This window comes from Paraburkholderia sp. HC6.4b (genome assembly GCF_014200875.1).
Lineage (GTDB): Bacteria > Pseudomonadota > Gammaproteobacteria > Burkholderiales > Burkholderiaceae > Paraburkholderia > Paraburkholderia tuberum.
The window spans coordinates 233,553-255,115 of the sequence record NZ_JACHDC010000005.1 but is presented as its reverse complement, the minus strand read 5'-3'; the positions used below and the strand labels follow the sequence as shown (position 1 = coordinate 255,115).

Here is a 21,563-nt window from a genome sequence, read left to right as displayed (position 1 = left end):
CGCGCGTGGCGCGAAGCCCGTCTCCTCCGTCGATGCCGCTTGCGCACGGCGCTTCGCCATGCCTTGGAACCAAAGGGCGCGAACGAGGGCGCGTGCTAACATTGATTGTTATTCCATCCCGACATCCAGCAGCAAGCTAATGAACACCGAGACGTTTTCCACGCCACCCCACACGCTTGTGATTGCGTCGCGAGAGAGCCGCCTTGCCATGTGGCAAGCCGAGCATGTGCGATGTGCGCTGCACAAATTATATCCATCTTGTGACGTAAAAATCCTCGGAATGACGACACGTGGCGATCAGATTCTCGATCGCACGCTGTCGAAGGTGGGTGGCAAGGGGCTCTTCGTGAAGGAGCTCGAAGCCGCGCTCGCCGATGGCCGCGCCGACCTCGCGGTGCATTCGCTGAAAGACGTGCCGATGGAGTTGCCCGCCGGTTTCGCGCTGTCCACCATCATGGAGCGCGAGGACCCGCGCGACGCGTTCGTGTCCAATCAGTACGACTCGCTCGCTGCGCTGCCGGCCGGTGCCGTGGTCGGCACCTCGAGTCTGCGGCGTGAGGCGATGCTGCGCATGCGCTATGCGCATCTCGACGTGCGGCCGTTGCGCGGCAATCTCGATACCCGACTCGCCAAGCTCGATCGCGGCGATTACGCGGCGATCATTCTGGCCGCGGCCGGGCTGAAGCGGCTGGGTCTCGCCGATCGCATCCGCGCGCTGCTCGATCCCGAGGACAGTCTGCCCGCGGCGGGCCAGGGCGCGCTCGGCATCGAGATTCGCGCCGATCGCGCGGACCTCGCCGCATGGCTCGCGCCGCTGCATCATCAGCACACGGCGGCGGCCGTCGAAGCGGAGCGCATGGTATCGCGCGTGCTCGGCGGCAGCTGCGAGGTGCCGCTCGCCGCCTACGCAACCTGGGGCGATGGCGCGCTGCATCTGCGCGGCATCGTCGCAACGCCGGACGGCCAGCGCGTGCTGAGCGCGCAGGCGTCGGCGCCGGCGCCCACCGTCGAACGCGCGCGCGCGCTCGGCGAGGAAGTAGCGCACTCGCTCGCGCAGCAGGGCGCCCTCGACATCGTCCGCGCGCTCAGTACGGCGAGCGGTCCCGCGGCCGCGCCCAGCGCGGCGGCCAGCGAGTGATGGCCGCCGTCTCGCCCGAGAAGGCGCCCTTCACGGTCGTGATCACGCGGCCGGCCGGCCAGTCGAGCGAACTCGTCGAACAGCTCGAAGCAGCCGGACTCGCGTCGCTCGACTTCCCGCTGATCGACATCGCGCCCGTCATCGACGACGCGCCGTTGTGCGCCGCGCTCGCGTCGCTCGAACGCTACGCGCTCGTCGTGTTCGTGTCGCCGAACGCAGTCGATCACGCGTTCGCGCGCCATAACGATATCTGGCCGCATGCGCTGCCGATCGGCGTGGTCGGCCCGGGCAGCGTGCAAGCGCTCGCGCGCCACGGCGTCAGCGCGTCCGAGCATCGCGTGATCAGCCCCGCGGCGGGCGCCGACGACGAATCGACGAGCTTCGACTCCGAGAGCCTGTTTGCCGCGCTCGAGGCGCAACTCGGTGCCGCGGGCCTCGAAGGCAAGCGCGTGCTGATCGTGCGCGGCGACGGCGGCCGCGAATGGCTGAGCGAGCGCCTGCGTGAAGCCGGCGCCGAAGTCGACGCGGTGGCCGCTTACCGGCGCATCGTGCCGGAGCCGTCGATCGGCGCATGGGCGCGCGTGCACGAACTGCTCGCGGGCACGCCGCACGCATGGCTTCTGACCAGCTCCGAAGGCGTACGCAATCTGCACGAACTCGCGCACGAGCATCTGACCGCCGGCGAGATCGAGCAGCTCAAACACGCGCCCCTCGTCACGCCGCATCCGCGCATCGCGCAGACCGCGCGGGCATTGGGTTTTGATAGGATTACGGTGTCCGGCGCGGGCGACGAGCGCATAGTCCGAGCCCTCGTTGCCGCGGCCGCCGTGCCTCCCGTCGTCCAACCGGTATCGTCCAACCCGGCTCAACCACGCATGACTGAAACGAACGCATCCACGAACGCCTCACCTCAGCCGCCCGCAAGCGCCGCCTTGCCGCCGAACCCACCCTTCACGCCGTACGAAGCGCAAAAGCGCCGCAGCACGAGCGGACCGCTGCTGTGGTTGGTCATCGTGGTCATCGCGTGCGCGGCGGGCGTGGGCGGCTTCGCGATGAACCGCAAGCTGGTGCGCACCGAGCAGGAACTCGCGCAGCGTCAGCAGGCCAACGACACCCAGACCAACGAGCTGCGCATCAAGATCGACCAGGCGCTCGCCACCGTGCATCAATCGGACTCGCAGGTCGCGCAGCTCGAAGGCAAGCTCGCCGATGCGCAGGCCGCGCAGCAGGCGCTGCAACAGCAATACGCGGATCTCGCGCGCAATCGCGACGACTGGACGCTCGCCGAAGTCGGGCAGATGTTGTCAGCGGCGAGCCAGCAGTTGCAGCTGACCGGCAATACGCAGCTCGCGCTGTTCGCGTTGCAAAGCGCCGATACGCGCCTCGCGGCGTCGGACAGTCCGCAGGCGGTCGCGGTGCGCAAGGCGATCGCGCAGGACATCGACAAGCTGAAGGCCGCGCCGTCCACCGATCTGACCGGCCTCGCGATCAAGCTCGACAACGCGATCGATCACGTGAACGCCCTGCCGCTGTCGGGTGAAGCACCGATTCCGCGTGCCACGCCGCATGCGGCCACGTGGGCCGACACCGCGAAGGTGGCCGCGGCCACCGGCAAGCCGCGCTGGGAAGTGTGGATCGACGAGGTCACGCACGGCATCGCCGAACAGCTGACGAGCCTCGTGCAGGTGCGCCGTATCGACAACGCCGACGCGATGCTGGTCACGCCGGATCAAGGCTACTTCGTGCGCGAGAACCTGAAGCTGCGTCTGCTGTCGGCGCGTCTCGCGCTGCTGTCGCGCAACCAGACCACGCTGAAGTCCGACCTGCAGGCGGCGCAGTCCGCGTTGACGCGCTACTTCGACGCGTCGTCGAAAGACACGCAGACGGTCATCGATCTGGTCAAGCAGGTGGACGCCGATTCGGCCGCGGTCGAGCTGCCGAACCTCGATACGAGCCTGCAGGCCGTCAATCAATACCGGAACCGGGGTTAATCATGGCGATCCGGGGACTCCTGTGGCTCGCGGCGCTGTTCGCCGTCGCGGTCGTGCTCGCGGTGGGCGGGCGCTTCGACGCTGGGCAAGTGCTGCTGATCTATCCGCCGTACCGCGTCGACATGTCGCTGAACCTGTTCGTCGTCGGGCTGGTGGTGCTGTTCGTCCTGCTCTATGCGCTGTTGCGCATCATCCGCAATATCTGGCGCATGCCGCAGCGCGTCGCCGCGTACCGCGCACGCGCGCGTGTCGCGAAGGCGCACGCGGCGTTGCGCGATGCGATCGGCAACCTGTACGCGGGGCGTTTCTCGCGCGCGGAAAAGGCCGCCAAGGACGCGCTCACGAATGGCGACAACAAGGGCGCGGCCGGTTTGATCGCGGCGACCGCCGCGCATCGCATGCATGAGTACGCGCGGCGCGACGAATGGCTCGCGCAGATCGACGAAGCAGACTGGCAGGACGCGCGCCTGATGGCCACCGCCGACATGCGCGCCGACGGCCGCGACGCCGACGGCGCGCTCAATGCGCTGACCGAGATGCAATCGCAGGGCGCGCGGCGCATTCATGCGCAGCAAATCATGCTGCGTGCGCAGCAGCAACTGAAGAACTGGGGCGAAGTGCTGAAGCTCGTGAAGACGCTGGAGAAGCGCGAGGCGATCCATCCGGCGGTCGCGGTGCGGCTGCGTCAACTGGCGGCGGAAAATCTGCTGCGCGATCGTCGCCACAATGCGGACGCGCTGCTCGAACTGTGGAACTCGCTGTCGGCGACCGAGCGTCATTCGCCGCGCCTCGCCGACACCGCCGCCGAACTGCTGGTCGCGCTGAACCGTCCGCAGGAGGCGCGCAAGATCGTCGAGGAGGCGCTCGCGCAGAACTGGGATGCGCGCCTGTTGCGACGCTATCCGGACACGGCCGGCGGCGACGCGTTGCCGCTGATCCAGAAGGCCGAGGCGTGGCAGAAGGATCGGCCGGAAGATGCGGACCTGATGTTCGCGCTGGGGCGCCTGTGCCTGCATCAGCAGTTGTGGGGCAAGGCGCAGTCGTTCCTCGAACGCGCGCTGAAGCTTGCCGACAACGAGACGCTGAAGATCCGCTCGCATCGCGCGCTCGCGCGTCTGCACGAGCAGCTGGGCGATACCGACAAGGCGAGCCAGCACTATCGCGAGAGTGCGTTGGCGATGAACGTGACGTGAGTTCGGCGTTTTCGGCCCTGCGCTGAAGCGCGCAAGCCTCGGAAACCGCTACCTGATGGCCGCAGCCCCGCGCTGCGGCCATTTGTTTTTCCGGCGGCCGGCGTTCCGGCGGCCGGCGTCCCGGCGGCCGGGCGTGCGCTGGACTCGCGCGCAATTCGCAGAACCCCAGCTCGAATCGTCGGGACTGCGCTTTGCTTCACCACCTCACTGGATGCGCAACCTCGGAGGTGTTCAAAGTGGCCAGCGACGCTGTGACGGTGCAAACCGAGACCCGCAGCGGCGACGTCGAGCGCAAGGGCGTCGTCGTCATTACAGGGGCAAGTGCCGGCGTGGGGCGCGCGAGCGCGTCCGAATTCGCACGGCAGGGCTACGACGTTGGGCTCATCGCGCGCGAGCCGCGACGGCTCGCTCGCGCCGCCGAGGAGATCGCCGCGACCTATGGCGTGCGCGCACTCGCCATTGCGGCCGATGTCGCCGATGCCGACGCGATCGAGCGCGCGGCGCAGCGCGTGAAGCGCGAGTGGGGCGGCATCGACGTCTGGGTCAACGTCGCGATGGCGACCGCGTTTGCGCCGGTGTCGGCGCTCAGCGCGCGCGATGTCGAACGCGGCACGCAGGTGACCTACCTGGGGCAGGTCAACGGCATGCTGGCGGCGCTCCCCGTGATGCGCGCGTGCGGGCACGGGACGATCGTCAATGTCGGCTCGGCGCTCGGGTACCGGTCGGTGCCGTTGCAGTCGATCTATTGCGGCGCGAAGTTTGCCGTGCGCGGCTTCACCGATTCGTTGCGTTCCGAGTTGCTGCACGACGGAGTCGATATCCATCTGACGATGGTCGATCTGCCCGCGGTCAATACGCCGCAATTCGACTGGGCGCTCAATCGCACGGGGCGCAGGGCACGGCCGGTGGCGCCGGTGTTTCAGCCGGAAGTGGCGGCACGGGCGATCTACTTTGCGGCCACCCATCGGCGGCGGCAGGTGTGGGTCGGGTGGTCGACGGTCAAGGCGATCCTCGCGAACCGGATCGCGCCGACGCTGCTCGACCGCTATCTCGCGCGGGCGGGTTACGACGGGCAATTGACCGATGAACCGTTGCCCGCCGATGCGCCCGCGAATCTCTACGAGCCGGTGCCGGGCCACTACGCTTCGCATGGTCGCTTCGATGATGAAGCGCGTGCGTACTGCTGGCAGATGTTCACCGATCGGCATCGCAATGCGGTGTACGGCGCGGCAGTGATGGCGCTGGCGGGGGGCGTCGCGTGGCTGCTGAGGCGCGAGCGGCCCTGATGCGCGGCCGGTCGGCCTCATCCCTGTCGCCGACGGGATGTCTGGACTATCCTTCGAATGACGGTACCGCCCACAAACCGTGGTGCGGCGTCCTCGACTACGAACATTCCAAAAATGGAAGCGGACAGGCCAGTTCCTCACAAAGAACAGACTGCTGTAAGCAGGGCGCGCCGCTGGATGCGCTGGCTGCCGGGACTGACGGTGCTCAAGACGTACCGGCTGAGCTGGTTGCCGAACGATCTGACGGCGGGACTGGTGCTGACCACGATGCTGGTGCCGGTTGGGATCGCTTACGCGGAGGCATCCGGCGTCCCTGGCGTGTACGGCCTCTACGCGACGATCGTTCCGCTGTTGGCGTATGCGCTGTTCGGTCCGAGCCGGATTCTCGTGCTCGGTCCCGACTCCGCGCTCGCCGCTCCGATTCTGGCGGTCGTGGTGCAAATCGCTGCGGGCGACCCGTCGCGCGCGATTGCGGCGGCCAGCATGATGGCGATCGTGTCCGGCCTGTTCTGTATCGTGATGGGCTTGCTGCGGCTGGGATTCATCACTGAATTGTTGTCGAAACCCATTCGATACGGCTATATGAACGGCATTGCGCTCGCCGTGCTGATCAGTCAATTGCCCAAACTGTTTGCCATCTCAATCGAAGAGCGCGGGCCGTTGCGGGACATCGTGAGCCTCGTGCAGGCCATCGCCGATGGCAAATCCAACTGGTATAGCTTCGCGGTGGGCGCTGGAAGCCTCGTGCTGATCCTGTTTCTCAAGCGCTTCGAAAAGCTGCCGGGCATCCTGATCGCCGTGATCGTTGCGACGTTGTGCGTAACCGTATTGCACCTCGATAGCATTGGTGTGAAAGTGCTCGGCAAGATTCCTCAAGGCCTGCCGACCTTTGCGCTGCCGTGGGTCACCGACGCCGATCTGGTCAAGATACTGCTCGGCGGCTGCGCGGTCGCGCTGATCTCGTTCGCGGATACCAGCGTGCTGTCGCGAACTTTCGCGGCACGTTTTCGCAGCCGCGTCGATCCCAATCAGGAGATGGTCGGGCTCGGCGTGGCCAATCTTGCGGCCGGCCTGTTCCACGGCTTCCCGATCAGCAGCAGTTCGTCGCGCACGCCGGTCGCCGAGGCGGCGGGTGCGAAGACGCAACTGACGGGCGTCGTCGGCGCGCTGGCGGTCGCGGCGCTGCTGATGGCCGCGCCCAATCTGATGCGCTACCTGCCCAACAGTGCGCTCGCCGCGGTCGTCATCGCGGCGGCGATCGGTCTGTTCGAGATCACGGACCTGAAGCGGATTTTCCGCATCCAGCAATGGGAGTTCTGGCTGTCGATGGCCTGCTTTGCCGGCGTCGCGGTGTTCGGTGCGATTCCCGGCATCTGCTTCGCGGTGGTGATCGCGGTCATCGAATTTCTGTGGGACGGCTGGCGACCGCACTACGCGGTGCTCGGTCGCGTCGAAGGTTTGCGCGGCTATCACGACTTGCAGCGCTATCCGCATGCCCAGCGAATCCCCGGACTCGTGCTGTTTCGCTGGGATGCACCGCTGTTCTTTGCGAATGCCGAGCAGTTTCAGGAGCGCCTGCTGGAAGCCGTCGCCGAATCGCCGGCACCGGTGCGGCGTGTGGTGGTGGCGGCCGAACCGGTGACGAGCGTGGACGTCACCTCCGCCGACATGCTGCGGGAACTGACGCGCACGCTCGACGAGCGCGGGATCGCGCTGCACTTTGCAGAGATGAAGGATCCGGTTCGCGACAAGCTCAGACGCTTCGAGCTGACCGATCTGATTGGCGATGCGTGCTTTCATCCGACGGTGAACAGTGCGGTTGATAGCTATGTCGAGGGGGTTGGGAAGGAATAGTATTCGGACCTTGAGCTGGATCACCGGAGAGCCGGCATGACCCTGCCGTCCGCGTCTAAAACGCCTGCGAAAACGGTTTGGGACCGCGCCAGTTCACGTCCGCGGGAAAGCCGGATTCACGAAGGAATACGCGGTACCACCAACTTTACCGCGCAGGGGATCAGCCGCAAGAATCCGGCCGAATATCGTATGCGCGGGATCGAAGGGTTGGTCGTCCCGCAGGATCTCCATTGCCGTAGTCAATATCCTGAAGGCCATGTCGCGCTGGGCATCGGTCACAGTCGGTCTCATCTCAGTTCCTGGCCCCGACGGTCCTGAGGGCGTCGGCGTACTGGGCTGTGCATGTACCGGGATTGCGAACGAGAGGATCACCAGGATTGCGCCAGTAGGCCTGAACCACTTCCGCGCGCCGTGGCGCTTTGCCACCTGCTGTTCAAGACGGGCTTCATTCACGGTGTTGCCGTTTCAACGCGGAATAGTCACGATTGAGGCGAACGTCCATCAGGACCGGCGTTTTGGGTTCGTCCGGAGCTGGATTCTTTGGGCCGGGGTCGCCGAAAGCAAATTCGACATCCACCGGAAATCGGCTCGTTGGCAGATCCGAAGCACGATAGCGATAGTGATGCAGACGAATCTGTGGAGGCACGGTTCCCATATCATTGCCGGGCCGCCGCTCGCCGTTGCCGTCGATCCAGTAGCCGATATCGACCTGGAGGAGATCTTCCAGCGTCGAGCGGTTGATGTCCGTCAATAGTGGATTGAAGCGGATCGTGAAGCGCCTCACGACCTGCTTGATTTTCGTGCGGTCGGCCGAGGGGTCGAGCGGATCGGGTACCACAACTACGATGATTTGCGTGTCCGGCAACACCGGATTCACGAAGGAATACTCCGTAACGCATACCACGCCGCGATCTCGTCGCGCCGCAAGAATGCTGCCGAATATCGTATGCGCGGGATTGAAGGGCTGGTCGTCGCGCAGGATCGCCATTGCCGTGATCAGTATCCTGAAGGCCATGTCGCGCTGAGCATCGGTCACAGTCGGTCTCATCTCAGCTCCTGGCCCCGACGGTCCTGAGGGCGTCGGCGTACTGAGCTGTGCATGTATCGGGGTTGAGAACGAGAGGATCACCAGGATTGCGCCAGTAGGCCTGAACCACTTCCGCGCGCCGTGGCGCTTTGCCACCTGCTGTTCAAGACGGGCTTCATTCACGGTATTGCCGTCTCAACGCGGAATAGTCACGACTGAGGAGAACGTCCATCAGGACCGGCGTTTTGGGTTCGTCCGGCGCCGGATCGTTCGGGTCGGGGTCGCCGAAAGCAAATTCGACGTCCACCGGAAATCGGCTCGTCGGCAGATTCGAAGCACGATAGCGATAGCTATGCAGCCGAATCTCCGGTGGCGCCGTTCCCATATCATTGCCGGGCCGCCGCTCGCCGTTGCCGTCGATCCAGTAGCCGATATCGACATGGAGCAGGTCTTCGAGCGTCGAGCGGCTAATGTCTCTCAATAGTGGACTGAAGCGGATCGTGAAGTGCGTCACGACTTGCTTGCCCTTCGTGCGGTCGGCGGAGGGGGCGGCCGGATCGGGTACCACAAATAGAATGATTTGCGTGCGCGGAAATGCCGGATTGACGAAAGAGTACTCCATACCACCTACACGACCGCGCAGCGGGTGCGCCGCAAGAATGCGGCCGAATATCGTGTGCGCGGGATCGAAGGGCTGGTCATCCCGCAGGATCGCCATTGCCGTGGTCAATATCCTGAATGCCATGTCGCGCTGGGCGTCGGTCACAGTCGGTCTCATCTCAACTCCTGGCCCCGACTGTCCTGAGGGCGTCGACGTACTGAGCTGTGCATGTACCGGGATTGCGAACGAGAGGATCACCAGGATTCTGCCAGTAAGCCTGAACCACTTCCGCGCAGGCGTAGGCATCTTCTTCATGAAGTTGGCTCCTATAGCCGGTTTCGAATTGCGCCATTTTTCGTGCTGTTTCAGCAGAGAGGTTCAGCAGGTCACACACTTTCCTTTCGGCAAGCGGGAGATCTCGCCTGATATGCTCCCAGCTGTGCTTGTCGTGCAGGTAAGAAATCAGCCAGTAGTAGTGGAATACAAGCATCCTGTGCAGACCGATGTGAACGCGATGATCGTCTGGTAGCGGCGTGTTTCCAGCCGCTGTATAGGCTTCTTTCAGCATCGTCGACCAATACAACGTCTGGACATTCGGCAGATCCCTGTAGTCTTCTGGAAAGTGTTGAAGCAAAGAAAACATCCAGAAGTACTGCTGGCAGTGGCGAGACTCGTGATACAGCGTGTCGGCAAATGCCTTGAGACGGTTATCCAGCGAGGCCGGCTGGTCCCTGAGTTCGACGATGTGCGCGATCTCGCTCTCGTTGACGGCGATAACCCAGTACTTCCCGATGAACGCGGCGCTGACATCCTGTCGCAGGTTGTACTGCCTTGCCCGCTCTGGATCGACGATCACAACCAGTGGCATCGCACCGTTATTTTCCGGGCTGGCGGCATAGCCTCGTGGCAATCCAAAGGGCCCGGCACCAAGCGCGATTTCCAATTGCGGCGTGACCGCGTTTTGAATGGTCTTTATCGAATCGGAAGTCAACGGCCACGTCACCCCGGCCCAATCGATTCCCTGCAACGCCGTCTTGATCGCAGCCGTATAAGCCTTGGTCACCGGATATTCAACATCCTTGCGCATCGACATACCGGCCGGCGCATCAGCCTCGGTCGCACCGTTGATGAAGTGATGAAAGCGCAGACCGAAGTTCATCGGATCGCATGAAACGAATTCCGGCGGCTTGTCTTCCGTCGTCGCGCTTTGATCGGGAGAGGCCACGGCCTTTCCTGCGACCCTGGCGGTGCGCTTCTCGGCGTTGGGCACTGCACTTGCAAACGGCTCGTTCGTCTCCCTGATCACCGCGCCTCTGCTCACCGCAATAACCTTGTCCGGTTCACTCGCGGCGAACAGTTCAACCGTCGCGAATGCAAGAAGATTGCTCGTGACGAGACTCGTTTCTCCAAGCGCATTGGTCACGCCCTGAATCACCTGACCATCGTCGAGCGTGATCCGGTACGGCTGGTTCGGCAGTGCAAAGCCCGTATCGTGTTCGATCAGAACGTGATGCGCGGCCAGCTTGCCCGGCTTTCCGGGCGTTACCGGCACATTGACAGGCCGCGCCGCTGGCCTGTCAGTTTGATGACCACGCGCATGGACCCGATGCTCTCCATCCGTATAGACCCTGTACCCTTCCGAATTGATGACCACCTTCGTGCTTCCCGCATGGAGCACGATCTCTTTGCTGGCCATCAGATTGATCGAATCGGTTCTACTGATGATGCTGACGACCCGCTGCGCGATGACCTCGACATCATCGCTCTGCGCGTCGATTCGCACCTTGCCTGACGCGGCCTTGAGCCTGATGCCGAGATTCTGCGTGAACACCCGCACGCCGTTGATTGCCGACGCCAGCAGCGATTTCGCCGCCGCCATGCTGACGTGTCCGCCCGCTGTGAGCGCGATGTGTTCGATACTCGCCACGTGCGTGCTTTGCGCTGCGGTGAGACCGACCCCCGCCGCGCTGGCCAGCACCATGTCGGGTGCGCTCAGTTGCGGGAAGGGAAGGTCCGCACGCGCCGCGACGCCGCGTATCGCCTCGTTCTGCGCCTTGATGGCCCGCGATACGTCGCTTTGACTGGTCTGCTGCTCCTGTGCCTCATACTGCCGCGCGAGACCCGCGAGGTTCTCGTGGATATCGCGCGCCTGCGTGAGGCGCGCCACGGTCTCGCCGAGATCCTTTGCCGGCGCGGTCGCGCCGCGACGCGCCTCCGTGGTGATCAGCATGCCTCTATTGGCGCGCGCGACACCCCATGCGTCGGTGGCCAGTTCCCAGCCTTCACCGCGCGCCTGCTGTCGGCCGGCCTCGCGCACGACCTGCGTGTTGTAGCCCAGCACGAGGCGCGAGCGTGCGTGATCGCTGGCGAGCTGTGCCTGGAGTTGGCCCGGCGTGTCATCCAGTACGACGTGATTGGTCTGGCCGTCGCAGCCACCTTTGGGCTCACTGCTCAAGACGCCTGAAAGTGCCTGGTTATCCGGTAGCTTCCAGGGCGGCTGGTTCCAGCCATTGATCATCCGGCCCGATACGTACGGCTTGTCCGGGTCCTCTTCGTGGTAGCTGACCATGACCTCCTGACCGACACGCGGCGGATAGATCGCGCCGAAGCCATTGCCTTGCCACGGCGACGACACGCGCACCCAGCAACTGGCACTCTCGTTTTTCGGGCCAAGCCGGTCCCACACGAAACGCACCTTGGCGCGCGCGTATCCATCGACCCAGATCGGCTGATGCTCGGGCCCAACCACGATCGCCGTTTCCGCCGCGCAGCGCGGCTTTTTCTTCGGGCGGTTTCTGAAGAATGTATTGGCAGGCTGAAGCACGAAGCTGGTCACGCACCGGCGCAACGCGTCGTTCGTGTCGTTACCGGACGGCTGTGTGTTCTGCGGCGCGTTGCGAATGTCGAGCGTGGTCGATACCGCCAGGTACTCGGCGTTGATGTCGCATTGCGGATGGTTGTCGAGCCAGAATGTTTTCCCGGTTGTCAGGCCGCGCAGATTCCCTCGGCCCTTCAGACGTAGCCGGTGGCAGCGCATTGCGTCGACGCGCACGCTCGCGAGGTATTCGGCTTCATTGCGGAAGTTGTTTCGCCTACCCGACAATCCCATCTCGCCGGCGAGCGGTTGCGAGTAGTCGCCCCAGCCGTGTTGCTCGATGTTGTCGAAGGCCCGTTCGCTGAAGCTCTCGTACTCGCCCTCGAAGTGCATGCCGGGGCGCGTGTAGTCGTAGTCGATCAGACTGACCTTGCCCGTCGTGATCTGACGCGAGACCTCGAGCCTGTGAATGTGTTCTTCGTCGACGTGCCGGCTGTCAGGCGCGTGATAGCGGATAGTGTCGTAGCCGTTGTCGTGCTGTTTGTGCGAGCCGGGCGAATCGCACAGTACCAGCGTCATTCCGTCGAACAGATAGTAGATTCCCCATTCTCTCCAGATCCGCGTGAGGAATTCGAAATCGGATTCCCACATCTGCCGGACATGGTCCCGCTTTGGGTAGCCTTCGCAAAGACCGGTCGCGCCCAACTCCATCACCACCGGAAAGTGATAACGCTCCTTGAGTATCCGGTCGGTGATGTCCACTACGCTCGCGTCCTGAAAGATCCTGCTTTCGCGGTTCTTCGTGGCCAGCCACAGCCAGGGGCGCACGACGAAGCGGTAATGGGCGCGCCGGTCGTCGGTGCCGGTCTGTTTCATGCCTGTGACGAGGCCCGAAATCGTGCGGCGGCCCGCGCCCACGTGTGCCACGTCACCGGGTTCCAACGCCTGTTGACCGAACAATCCGTTCCCGTCGAACGCGATCGAAATGTCGATGACTTTGCCAATCAGGTTGTCGGGTACGACCAGTTCCTGTGCTTGCCACAATCCGAGCGTCGGACTTTCGATCGTCGCCACATCGAGCGTGTATCGATAGAGCTTGCCCAGGGATTCGGTGCCGCGCAGACGGAGCGGAGCCAGCAAAGGCTCATTGCCCCACGTGGGTAGTGCGTCACTGGAAAGACCTAGCGTGCGGTCCTGTGCGGGTTCGGCCATGCGTGCAAGGAGCTCGGTGTTTCGTGGCAACCGGGAAGCGATCATGAAGCGATCAGGATCGCGCCGCAGCCCGTCCTGTCGCCGGCATGGCTGACCCGCTTGCCGTTGTGGGTTCGCTGGCCGGTCGCGATGATCGGATAGACACCGCCACACCTCGGACACTCGACGCCGTGTCCATCGAGTGCAACCGGGATGCCCATGTGCATGAGGTCTGTCGCGGCCTCGATGACCGTGCCGTCGTGCGTCGTCTTGTCTGCGAGCCGGATCATCGGCTGGCCGTTGCCGTTCTTCATCGGTCATCCCCTGTTATGTGCGAACGACAGTATCGGGAGCGGGGCAACCAGGAGCATTCGGAATTGGATGAATTTTTAGCCTATGTAGGCAATTTGTTTGATTTGTCGGGCGAACGGGATCTCACAGCTTCCAGAAGAAGCATCCCCCATGCGCCGGGGCCCCGGATGAACCTGCCAACAGCGCGCTCGCCGCGATCGTCACTGCGGCGGCGCCTGGTCTGTTCGAGATCACGGCTTACGGGAATCGTTCCTGCGGGCGTTTGTCAGCCGGCTGCACAGTGACATTCTTCGGCACGCGCCGTCCATAGACGACGCGCCCTTCGCTTAGAAGAACCCCAGCGCCTCCGCCTGATAGCTGACCAGCAGACACTTCGTCTGCTGATAGTTCGACAACGCCATCTTGTGTGTTTCGCGCCCGATCCCCGACTGCTTGTAGCCACCGAAGGCCGCATGCGCCGGATACAGGTGATAGCAGTTGGTCCACACGCGTCCCGCCTCGATCTCGCGTCCCATCTTGTAAGCGCGGGTACCGTCGCGAGTCCACACGCCCGCGCCCAGGCCATAGTACGTGTCGTTCGCGAGTTCGATCGCTTGCTGTTCGTCCTTGAACGTCATCACCGAGGCGACCGGCCCGAAGATCTCCTCCTGGAACACACGCATATCGTTGTTGCCGAACAGCATCGTCGGCTTCACATAGAAACCCTCGCCGAGGCCGACGCCAGGGGTTGCGCGCTCGCCGCCGACGAGGCACCGCGCCCCTTCGTCCCGGCCGATGTCGATATACGACAGGATCTTGTCGAGCTGCTGCTGCGATGCCTGCGCACCGATCATCGTTTCGAGGTTCAGCGGATGGCCAGCCTTGATGCGTTCCACCCGGGCGATCGCCTTCTCGATGAAGCGCTCGTAAATCGACTCCTGAACCAGCACGCGCGACGGGCACGTGCACACTTCGCCCTGATTCAGCGCGAACATCGCGAGACCTTCGAGCGCCTTGTCGAGGAACGCGTCGTCGCGATCGAGCACGTCGGCGAAGAAGATGTTCGGGCTCTTGCCGCCGAGTTCGACCGTCGACGGGATCAGGTTGTCCGCGGCTGCGTGCAGGATGCGCTTGCCGACCGGCGTCGAGCCGGTGAACGCGATCTTCGCGATGCGCTTGCTGGTGGCGAGCGCTTCGCCCGCTTCCTTGCCGAAGCCGTTGACGATGTTGATGACCCCGGCTGGGAACAGGTCGCCGATCAGTTCGATCAGCACGAGTATCGAAGCCGGCGTCTGCTCGGCCGGCTTCATCACGACGCAGCAGCCGGCCGCGAGCGCGGGCGCGAGCTTCCATGCGGCCATCAGCAGCGGAAAATTCCACGGGATGATCTGACCGACCACCCCAGCCGGCTCGTGAAAGTGATAAGCGACCGTGTTGTCGTCGATCTCCGAGATGCCGCCTTCCTGCGCGCGGATGCAGCCCGCGAAATAGCGGAAATGATCGACGGCGAGCGGCAGGTCCGCGGCCATCGTTTCGCGCAGCGGCTTGCCGTTGTCGATCGTCTCGGCGACCGCTAGCAGCTTCAGGTTCTTCTCCATGCGCTCGGCCACCGCCAGCAACTGGTTCGCGCGCTCTGTCACCGAGGTCTTCGCCCATTTGCGGCGCGCTGCGTGCGCGGCGTCGATGGCGAGGTCGATATCGGCAGCGCTCGAGCGAGGCACGCGACAAAACGGCTGCCCGTTGATCGGCGACACGTTGTCGAAATAGTCGCCGCCGACCGGCGGTACCCACTTGCCGCCGATGTAGTTTTCGTAACGCTGGCGATAGGGATACTCGATGTCGATGCCGAGGGCTTTCAGGTCAAATGGATTCATCACTTGTCTCCGTTTTGTGATGGTGATCGGGTGACTGCGCGGGACCACCTCAGGCACGAACCGTACCAATGCATCGAAGTGGGCTATTTCAGGGACTGCGGTGAGCTGGATGGCGGAAGTGTTCCGTTCCGGAACAGTTGCGCGGGCAGCGGGTGTTCAGAAACGCCGCAGATTCGGCCGACGCTGACGCAGATCAAGGATGCGGGCCCGCGCGGGGTCGCCGCGCGCGTCGGGCGGACTGGCAAAGGGAGTATTCTGTCGACACGCATCAAAGCGTCCGGCACGACCCGGGCGCATTCAGGAGGAGACAATGCGCGACGACGTTCATCCGCTCGGCGTGGCGGCGGCTAACCGCTCCAAAGGTTGGCCCGCACCGGCGATCCAGAAAGCCCACGAACGCTCCGAGACGTTCGGCCTGCGCGCATCGATCCGGCCGGATTACGACATCCTGTCCGACACGGGCCTCGCGCTGAAGCGCGAACAGAACCAGGTGCTGTGCGCGCATGCGATGCCGGTCATGGAGACGCTGCGCGAGCAGATCGTCAACACGCAAAGCATGATCGTGCTGACCAACGCCGAAGGGTTGATCCTGCATTCGATCGGCGACGACGATTTTCTGCATCGCGCGGAAAAAGTGGCGCTGCGGCCTGGCGCGAACTGGGCCGAGGATCGTCAGGGGACCAACGCGATCGGTACCTCGCTGGCCGAGGGATGTGCGATGGTCGTTCATGGGGACCAGCACTATCTGGCGGCGAACCGCTTCCTGACCTGTTCGAGTGTGCCGATTCTCGATCCGTACGGCGATCTGATCGGCGTGCTCGACGTGACGGGCGACCACCGCAGCTATCACCAGCACACGACGGCACTCGCGAAGATGTCGGTGCAGATGATCGAAAACCATCTGTTCTCGACTGCGTTTCGCGACGTGCTGCAAGTATCTTTCCACGGCCGGCCGGAATTTCTCGGCACGCTGATGGAAGGGATCATTGCGTTTACCGATGATGGGCGCTTTCTGTCCGCGAATCGAAGTGCGCAGTTTCAGTTGGGCTTGTCGCTCGCTGCGTTGCGCGCGCATACGCTGTCGTCGCTATTTCAGATCTCGTATGCGCAATTGATCGATCGTTTGACGCATGGCGTCGCGCCGCATCTGATGCTGAATTTGCACAACGGTGCGGTGGTTTGCGCGCGCGGGCAGTTCAGGCGGGCGTCGTTTGGGCTGGGGCGTGGAGCCGTCGATGTGCAGGGTGCAGTCGCACCGCGACCGGTGTGTGCGAATGCGCGTCAACCGGCTGCGGGACTGTCGCGGCTCGGCGATCTCGATACCGGCGATGCTCGTGTGTCCGCACTGATCGCGAAGGTTCGCAAGGTGCTCGGCAAGGATATTCCGATTCTGATCACCGGCGAGACCGGTACCGGCAAGGAGTTGCTCGCGCAGGCGATTCATAACGATTCGCCGCGAGGTGATGGGCCGTTTGTTGCGGTTAACTGTGCTTCGATTCCGGAGTCGCTGATCGAATCTGAGCTATTCGGGTATGAAGAGGGTGCGTTTACCGGCGCGCGGCGTAAAGGGGCGATCGGCAAGCTGATGCAGGCGAATGGAGGCACGCTGTTTCTCGATGAGATCGGGGATATGCCGTATTCGTTGCAGGTGCGGTTGCTGCGTGTTTTGCAGGAGCGGGTTGTGACGCCGCTTGGGGCGACGCGGGCGGTTCCTGTCGATGTCTCCATTATTTGCGCGACCCACCGCAACTTGCGCGAGATGATCGCGCAGAACCAGTTTCGCGAGGATCTTTACTATCGGATCAACGGGCTTGCGGTTCGGTTGCCGGCGTTGCGTGAGCGGAGCGATCTCGCGGTCGTCGTTCAAAAGATGTTGCAGTGGGAATCAGTCGAAAGCGGGGGGCGGCAGGCGCTCAGCGTTGCGGCTGATGTGATGGCGGTGTTCGGGCGACATGCGTGGCCGGGTAACTGTCGGCAACTGGCTAATCTGCTGCGCACTGCGGCGGCGATGGTGGATGAGGATGGGGTGATTCGGTGGGAGCATTTGCCGGATGATTTTTTGGATGATGTGGGGCGCGCGGGTTGCGGCGATGGCGAGGTTGGACAGGGGGGCTCTGCTGCGTCGGCCGCTTCGAGCTCTTCAGCCATTTCGGCCGGTTCGGCTGCGGATGCCCCTGCTGCTGGCGATGCGTCGCTGCCCGACGGTGCTCGGCTGCAGGATGTTGCCACCTCTGTGGTTGCGATGACGCTGGCGCGCCACGGCGGAAACGTGTCTGCTGCGGCGCGTGCGCTCGGGGTCTCGCGGAACACGATCTATCGCAGGATGCCGGCTGTGCAGCCGGGGCGGGTGGCGGAAAAGGATTGACGCCGGAGTTTTCGCAGGACCAATCGATAATGGCCGCGGTGACCGGCCAGTTTTCCCTATGAGTCGAGTCACATGGGTGACGAAGGCTGCGGCGCCCGATGGCCGCCCGCCCGCCGCGCGCGCCGCGTGATGATCATGGACGTAGCCCCCATTACTTCACGAGCTCCCGCAGACTGTCAACGACCTCCGGGTTAGCCAGCGTGGATACGTCTCCGGGGTCTTGATGGTTTGAAAGTGCTGCGAGCACGCGCCGCATGATCTTGCCCGACCGGGTCTTGGGCATGTCCGGAACAATGACCACCCGGTGCGGCTTCGCGATGGCTCCGATCCGATCGACCACCGAGTCTGTGACCCGCTTTGCAAGCTCCTCCGAAGCTTCCACTCCGGGCTTTAACGAAACATACAGTTCGGGCACTCTGCCCTTGATCTCGTCGGCGACCGGCACGACAGCCGCTTCGACGACTTCGGGGACAAGCAGGGCGGCTGACTCGATTTCTTTGGTACCGAGGCGATGGCCGGCGACGTTGATCACGTCGTCGATGCGACCGAGAATCCGGAAGTAGCCGTCCGCAGCGTCGACAGCACCGTCTCCCGCCATGTAGGGCCAGTCGCGCCAGTCCTTGCTCTTGGGATCCCGGCAGTAGCGGGCATAGTACGTTTTCACGTAGCGCTCCGGGGCCCTCCAGATGGTCTGAAACGCGCCGGGCCACGGATTGAGAATACAGATGTTGCCCGCCTTGCCGGAACCGCTTGCAAGTTCATTACCGGTGTCGTCGTAAATCACCGGATGAATGCCAGGTATTCCCGGACCGGCACTGCCGGGCTTCATCTTGTGCAACGCCGGCACCGTGCTGCAAAGGAACCCGCCCGTTTCAGTTTGCCACCACGTGTCGACAATGACGGCCTCCCCCTTCCCGACAGACCGGTGATACCACTTCCAGACTTCGGGCTCGATGGGTTCGCCCACGGTCGTCATGTGCTTGAAGTGATAGCTGTACTTCGCGGGTTCGTCCGGTCCGCTGCGCCGCAGTGCGCGGATCGCAGTCGGCGACGTGTGGAAGATATTGACGCCGAGGTTTTCGGCAATTCGCCAAGGTCGCCCGGCATCGGGGTAGACGGGCACGCCTTCGTACACGACCGACGAGGCCGCGAGCGCGAGCGGGCCGTAGACAATGTAGGAGTGACCGGTAATCCAGCCGATGTCGGCCATGCACCAATACACGTCCTCGGGGTGGATATCCTGGATGTATTTCGATGTCCAGGCGACGTAGGCGAGATAGCCTCCAATGGAATGCTGGCACCCCTTGGGGCGGCCCGTGGTACCGCTCGAATACATGAGGAATAGCGGTGCCTCAGCGGGCATCTGCACGGGCTCGACACGTTTGCCGCGGAACGCCTTGAGGGCGTCGTTGACGATTACATCGCGTTCTTCCACGAGCTGCGTCGGACTCGAATACTTGCCCGGATACCGCTGCCAGATCAGAACCTTCTCGGCCTGGTGACCCTTCCCGGCAGCTTCGGCGAACGCGGTGTCGGCTTTTTCCTTGTGATCGATCAGCTTGCCGCCACGCCAGTAAGCGTCCATCGTAATCAGCAGACGGCTCTCGGAATCCAGGATGCGGTCGGCGCAGGCCGCGCCGCTGAAGCCGCTAAATACCTGCGAGTGAATCACTCCGAGCCGGGCGCAGGCGAGCATCGTGATGGGCAGCTCCGCCACCATAGGCATATGGAGAGTAACCCGGTCACCGGCTTTTAGACCGCAGAAGTCGCGTAGCATGGCCGCGAACTCGCTTACGCGGACATAAAGTTCCTGGTAGGTGACATGCTGGACCGTCTCGTCCTCGGGCTCTGGCACGAAATGGATCGCGGCCTTGTTCCGGTAGGCGGCGAGGTGACGATCCACGCAGTTGTAGCAGGCATTGATCCGACCACCGACGAACCAGCGCCAGAACGGAGGATTGCTCGCGTCGAACATCGTGTCCCAGTACCTGTACCAGTCGAGAAGGTCCGCGAACTCCTTGAAGCACTCGGGGAATTTGTCGAGAGAGAAACGTGCGAACACTCCCGCGTCTGTCAGATTGGCTTGGGCGATGAACGAGGCGGGCGGCGGGAAATATTCCTCTTCAGGCCAGTGCACGGCGATTTGCGCCTCGGAAACCTCGGCCGCTTGTTGCTCTGCGGAAGCGCGGCGCGATGACTTGTCTCGTGACATGACAGTTCCTCCTTGCTTCTAGGTGCCCAGCGACACGAGGTGTCCCACGCTACCCGCGGCAGCGCGTCTTTTGACCTGTCTCATGGGTCTGGACACCAGGCGCGACAGTCCGTGCGCTGCATAACGAATTTAAGGCCAGGGCGGATGCAATGCCAAGCAACGTATTCCCTGTCAAAGAGCTGCATCCCGAGGGCCAAAGGTGTTAGCGCGACGAGGAGCGTTGACTTGCCGGTCGGTCAACCCTGAACTCAATTTTCATTGGGGTTCATCAAACGGGAGAGGCGCCATGGATCTGCTCGTTGAACGTGTCGACGTATGGGCGGCCACAATCGAGGACAGGCCCGGCGGTCTCGCCGAAGTGTTAAGTGTCCTGCGAGATGCCGGAGCGAACCTGCAATTCATCATCTCCCGTCGAACTGCGGAAGCACCCGGGAAGGCGGTCGTGTTTCTCGCGCCGCTTCAGAACGACCGAGAAATTCGTGCCGCCTCGCAGGTGGGGTTCAACGTCCTCCCGAGTCTTCACCCGGTGCGGGTGATGGGCTCCGACCGGCCGGGCATCATTGCAGAGTTGACCCAAAAGTTGGCTACCGGGGGAATCAACCTTCGCGGCGTTTCGGCTGCCGCTATCGGCACACAGTTCGTTGCCTACCTGGCAATGGACGCGCTGTGTGACACGATTCGTGCAATGGAGATTTTGCAGCAGGCGTAGGACGTTGCGCCGCCGCGACCAAAAGGAGTGCTTGCGTGCCGCGCCGGCCGTGGGACGCCATCGCAGCAACGCCCTGACACGTTTATGACGTCGTAAAGCCGGCCAGTGATCACACCCGCCGATAGCGCGAATTGTCAGGGGGTATTCGTTCGAACATCAGAGTTCCTCATCGAACGGCGATCCATCGCCTCGTAACGAGTCCAGTCGGTCCACATTTCTCGACCCACTTGGCTGATACCGGAAAGACTCGATACTCAGACTTGGTCTCCGTCTCCGTGGAGCACCGCAGGCCTGACTGGCCGGCGCGCTTGCTGCACGCCGGCCGACCCGCGCCGAGTGGCTAGGCCGCTCGCGGATGGGCTTGTGCCCAGTCGTGTGTCGGAAGCACGGTGTGTCCGAAGCTTTCGTTGATCACCATCGCCGCCGACGCATAGAACGCCAGTAGAGCGGTAATCAAGCCTACATAGCCGCCGGCCCGCGTGGCAACGCCCATACCTGTCCATGCGCCGATCGCCAACAGCAGAAAAGTGACCCACAGCGAGAGAAACACCAGTTGCACAGACGTACTCGTGTGCAGCGAGCCGATCCACATGTAGAACGTGAAGACCCCCCACACAAACAGATACCAGCCGATGAAGGCCTCAGGCACCTTGGTGCCCAGGAACGCGACAAACAGCGCAAAGGACCACCAGAAGGAGCCGTAACTGAGGAACGCCACCGTGCCTAGCGTATTGCCGCGTGGAAATTCGAGCACGCCCGCGATCATCTGCGCCGTGCCGCCGAAAGCGAACGCTAGCGCCAGCACGAGCCCCAAGGCATCCTTGTCGAACCAGCCGGCGTTCACCATGCTGAGCATCCATGTGGTGAATGCGAATCCAGCGAGCCCGAGCGGCGCCGGGTTGGCTAACTTACTGTTCATAAACCGCCTCCTTGGTGGTTAGCATCTGAGACATATCCGGAGACGATACGAATCCCTCGGTCGCCGCCGAACGCGACCGCGCCATGCTCGCTATCGA

The 21,563-nt window shown here is 63.3% G+C and carries 15 protein-coding genes; 7 read left to right on the top strand and 8 right to left on the bottom strand.

The window, feature by feature from the left end; translation table 11 throughout:
* Positions 1–139: 139 nt before the first annotated feature.
* The 5 genes from hemC to HDG34_RS09830 all read left to right on the top strand — a co-directional run bounded on the left by hemC (position 140) and on the right by HDG34_RS09830 (position 7,462).
* Entirely contained in the window at positions 140–1,138 is a 999-nt protein-coding gene (gene hemC / locus HDG34_RS09850; protein WP_184059574.1) for a hydroxymethylbilane synthase, read from the top strand.
* Complete coding sequence (gene hemDX / locus HDG34_RS09845) at positions 1,138–3,129, top strand: fused uroporphyrinogen-III synthase HemD/membrane protein HemX (protein ID WP_184059571.1); 1,992 nt, start codon at positions 1,138–1,140, stop codon at positions 3,127–3,129. The genes hemC and hemDX overlap by 1 nt, the downstream gene beginning before the upstream one ends.
* A 2-nt stretch (positions 3,130–3,131) precedes the next feature.
* Positions 3,132–4,322, top strand: coding sequence for a heme biosynthesis HemY N-terminal domain-containing protein (locus HDG34_RS09840; protein ID WP_184059569.1), 1,191 nt, complete (start codon positions 3,132–3,134; stop codon positions 4,320–4,322).
* A 257-nt stretch (positions 4,323–4,579) separates the two neighbouring features.
* Positions 4,580–5,608: an SDR family oxidoreductase gene (locus tag HDG34_RS09835; protein WP_184059790.1), complete on the top strand. Its 1,029-nt coding sequence runs from the start codon at positions 4,580–4,582 to the stop codon at positions 5,606–5,608.
* Positions 5,609–5,722: 114 nt separating this feature from the next.
* Positions 5,723–7,462 (top strand): SulP family inorganic anion transporter, encoded by a 1,740-nt coding sequence (locus tag HDG34_RS09830; RefSeq protein WP_184059567.1) that lies wholly within the window; start codon positions 5,723–5,725, stop codon positions 7,460–7,462.
* Positions 7,463–7,555: 93 nt separating this feature from the next.
* On the opposite strand, the gene HDG34_RS09825 is transcribed toward HDG34_RS09830, so the two are convergent.
* The 6 genes from HDG34_RS09825 to HDG34_RS09800 all read right to left on the bottom strand — a co-directional run bounded on the left by HDG34_RS09825 (position 7,556) and on the right by HDG34_RS09800 (position 15,261).
* Positions 7,556–7,753, bottom strand: a complete 198-nt coding sequence (locus tag HDG34_RS09825) for a hypothetical protein (protein ID WP_260321104.1) — start codon at positions 7,751–7,753, stop codon at positions 7,556–7,558.
* Between the two features lie 154 nt (positions 7,754–7,907).
* Entirely contained in the window at positions 7,908–8,510 is a 603-nt protein-coding gene (locus HDG34_RS09820) for a hypothetical protein (RefSeq protein WP_184059565.1), read from the bottom strand.
* 154 nt (positions 8,511–8,664) lie between these two features.
* Positions 8,665–9,267 carry a hypothetical protein gene (locus HDG34_RS09815; RefSeq protein WP_184059564.1) on the bottom strand — a complete coding sequence of 201 codons (603 nt, stop codon included), beginning with the start codon at positions 9,265–9,267 and terminating at the stop codon, positions 8,665–8,667.
* A gap of 1 nt (position 9,268) precedes the next feature.
* Positions 9,269–13,117, bottom strand: a complete 3,849-nt coding sequence (locus tag HDG34_RS09810; protein WP_184059563.1) for a type VI secretion system Vgr family protein — start codon at positions 13,115–13,117, stop codon at positions 9,269–9,271.
* Positions 13,118–13,158: 41 nt separating this feature from the next.
* A complete protein-coding gene (locus HDG34_RS09805; RefSeq protein WP_090803518.1) occupies positions 13,159–13,410 on the bottom strand; it encodes a PAAR domain-containing protein in 252 nt (83 codons plus the stop codon).
* A gap of 324 nt (positions 13,411–13,734) precedes the next feature.
* Entirely contained in the window at positions 13,735–15,261 is a 1,527-nt protein-coding gene (locus HDG34_RS09800; protein ID WP_184059562.1) for an aldehyde dehydrogenase family protein, read from the bottom strand.
* 310 nt (positions 15,262–15,571) lie between these two features.
* Here HDG34_RS09800 and HDG34_RS09795 point away from each other — a divergent pair, with 310 nt between their 5' ends.
* Positions 15,572–17,626, top strand: coding sequence for a sigma-54-dependent Fis family transcriptional regulator (locus tag HDG34_RS09795; RefSeq protein WP_184059561.1), 2,055 nt, complete (start codon positions 15,572–15,574; stop codon positions 17,624–17,626).
* 151 nt (positions 17,627–17,777) lie between these two features.
* Here the strand turns inward: HDG34_RS09795 and acs are convergent, their stop codons facing one another.
* Positions 17,778–19,838, bottom strand: coding sequence for an acetate--CoA ligase (gene acs / locus HDG34_RS09790; protein ID WP_184059559.1), 2,061 nt, complete (start codon positions 19,836–19,838; stop codon positions 17,778–17,780).
* 286 nt (positions 19,839–20,124) lie between these two features.
* Here acs and HDG34_RS09785 point away from each other — a divergent pair, with 286 nt between their 5' ends.
* Entirely contained in the window at positions 20,125–20,547 is a 423-nt protein-coding gene (locus tag HDG34_RS09785) for an ACT domain-containing protein (protein WP_184059556.1), read from the top strand.
* Positions 20,548–20,887: 340 nt separating this feature from the next.
* Here HDG34_RS09785 and HDG34_RS09780 read toward each other — a convergent pair whose 3' ends face one another.
* A complete protein-coding gene (locus HDG34_RS09780; protein WP_184059554.1) occupies positions 20,888–21,466 on the bottom strand; it encodes an acetate uptake transporter in 579 nt (192 codons plus the stop codon).
* Positions 21,467–21,563: the final 97 nt, after the last annotated feature.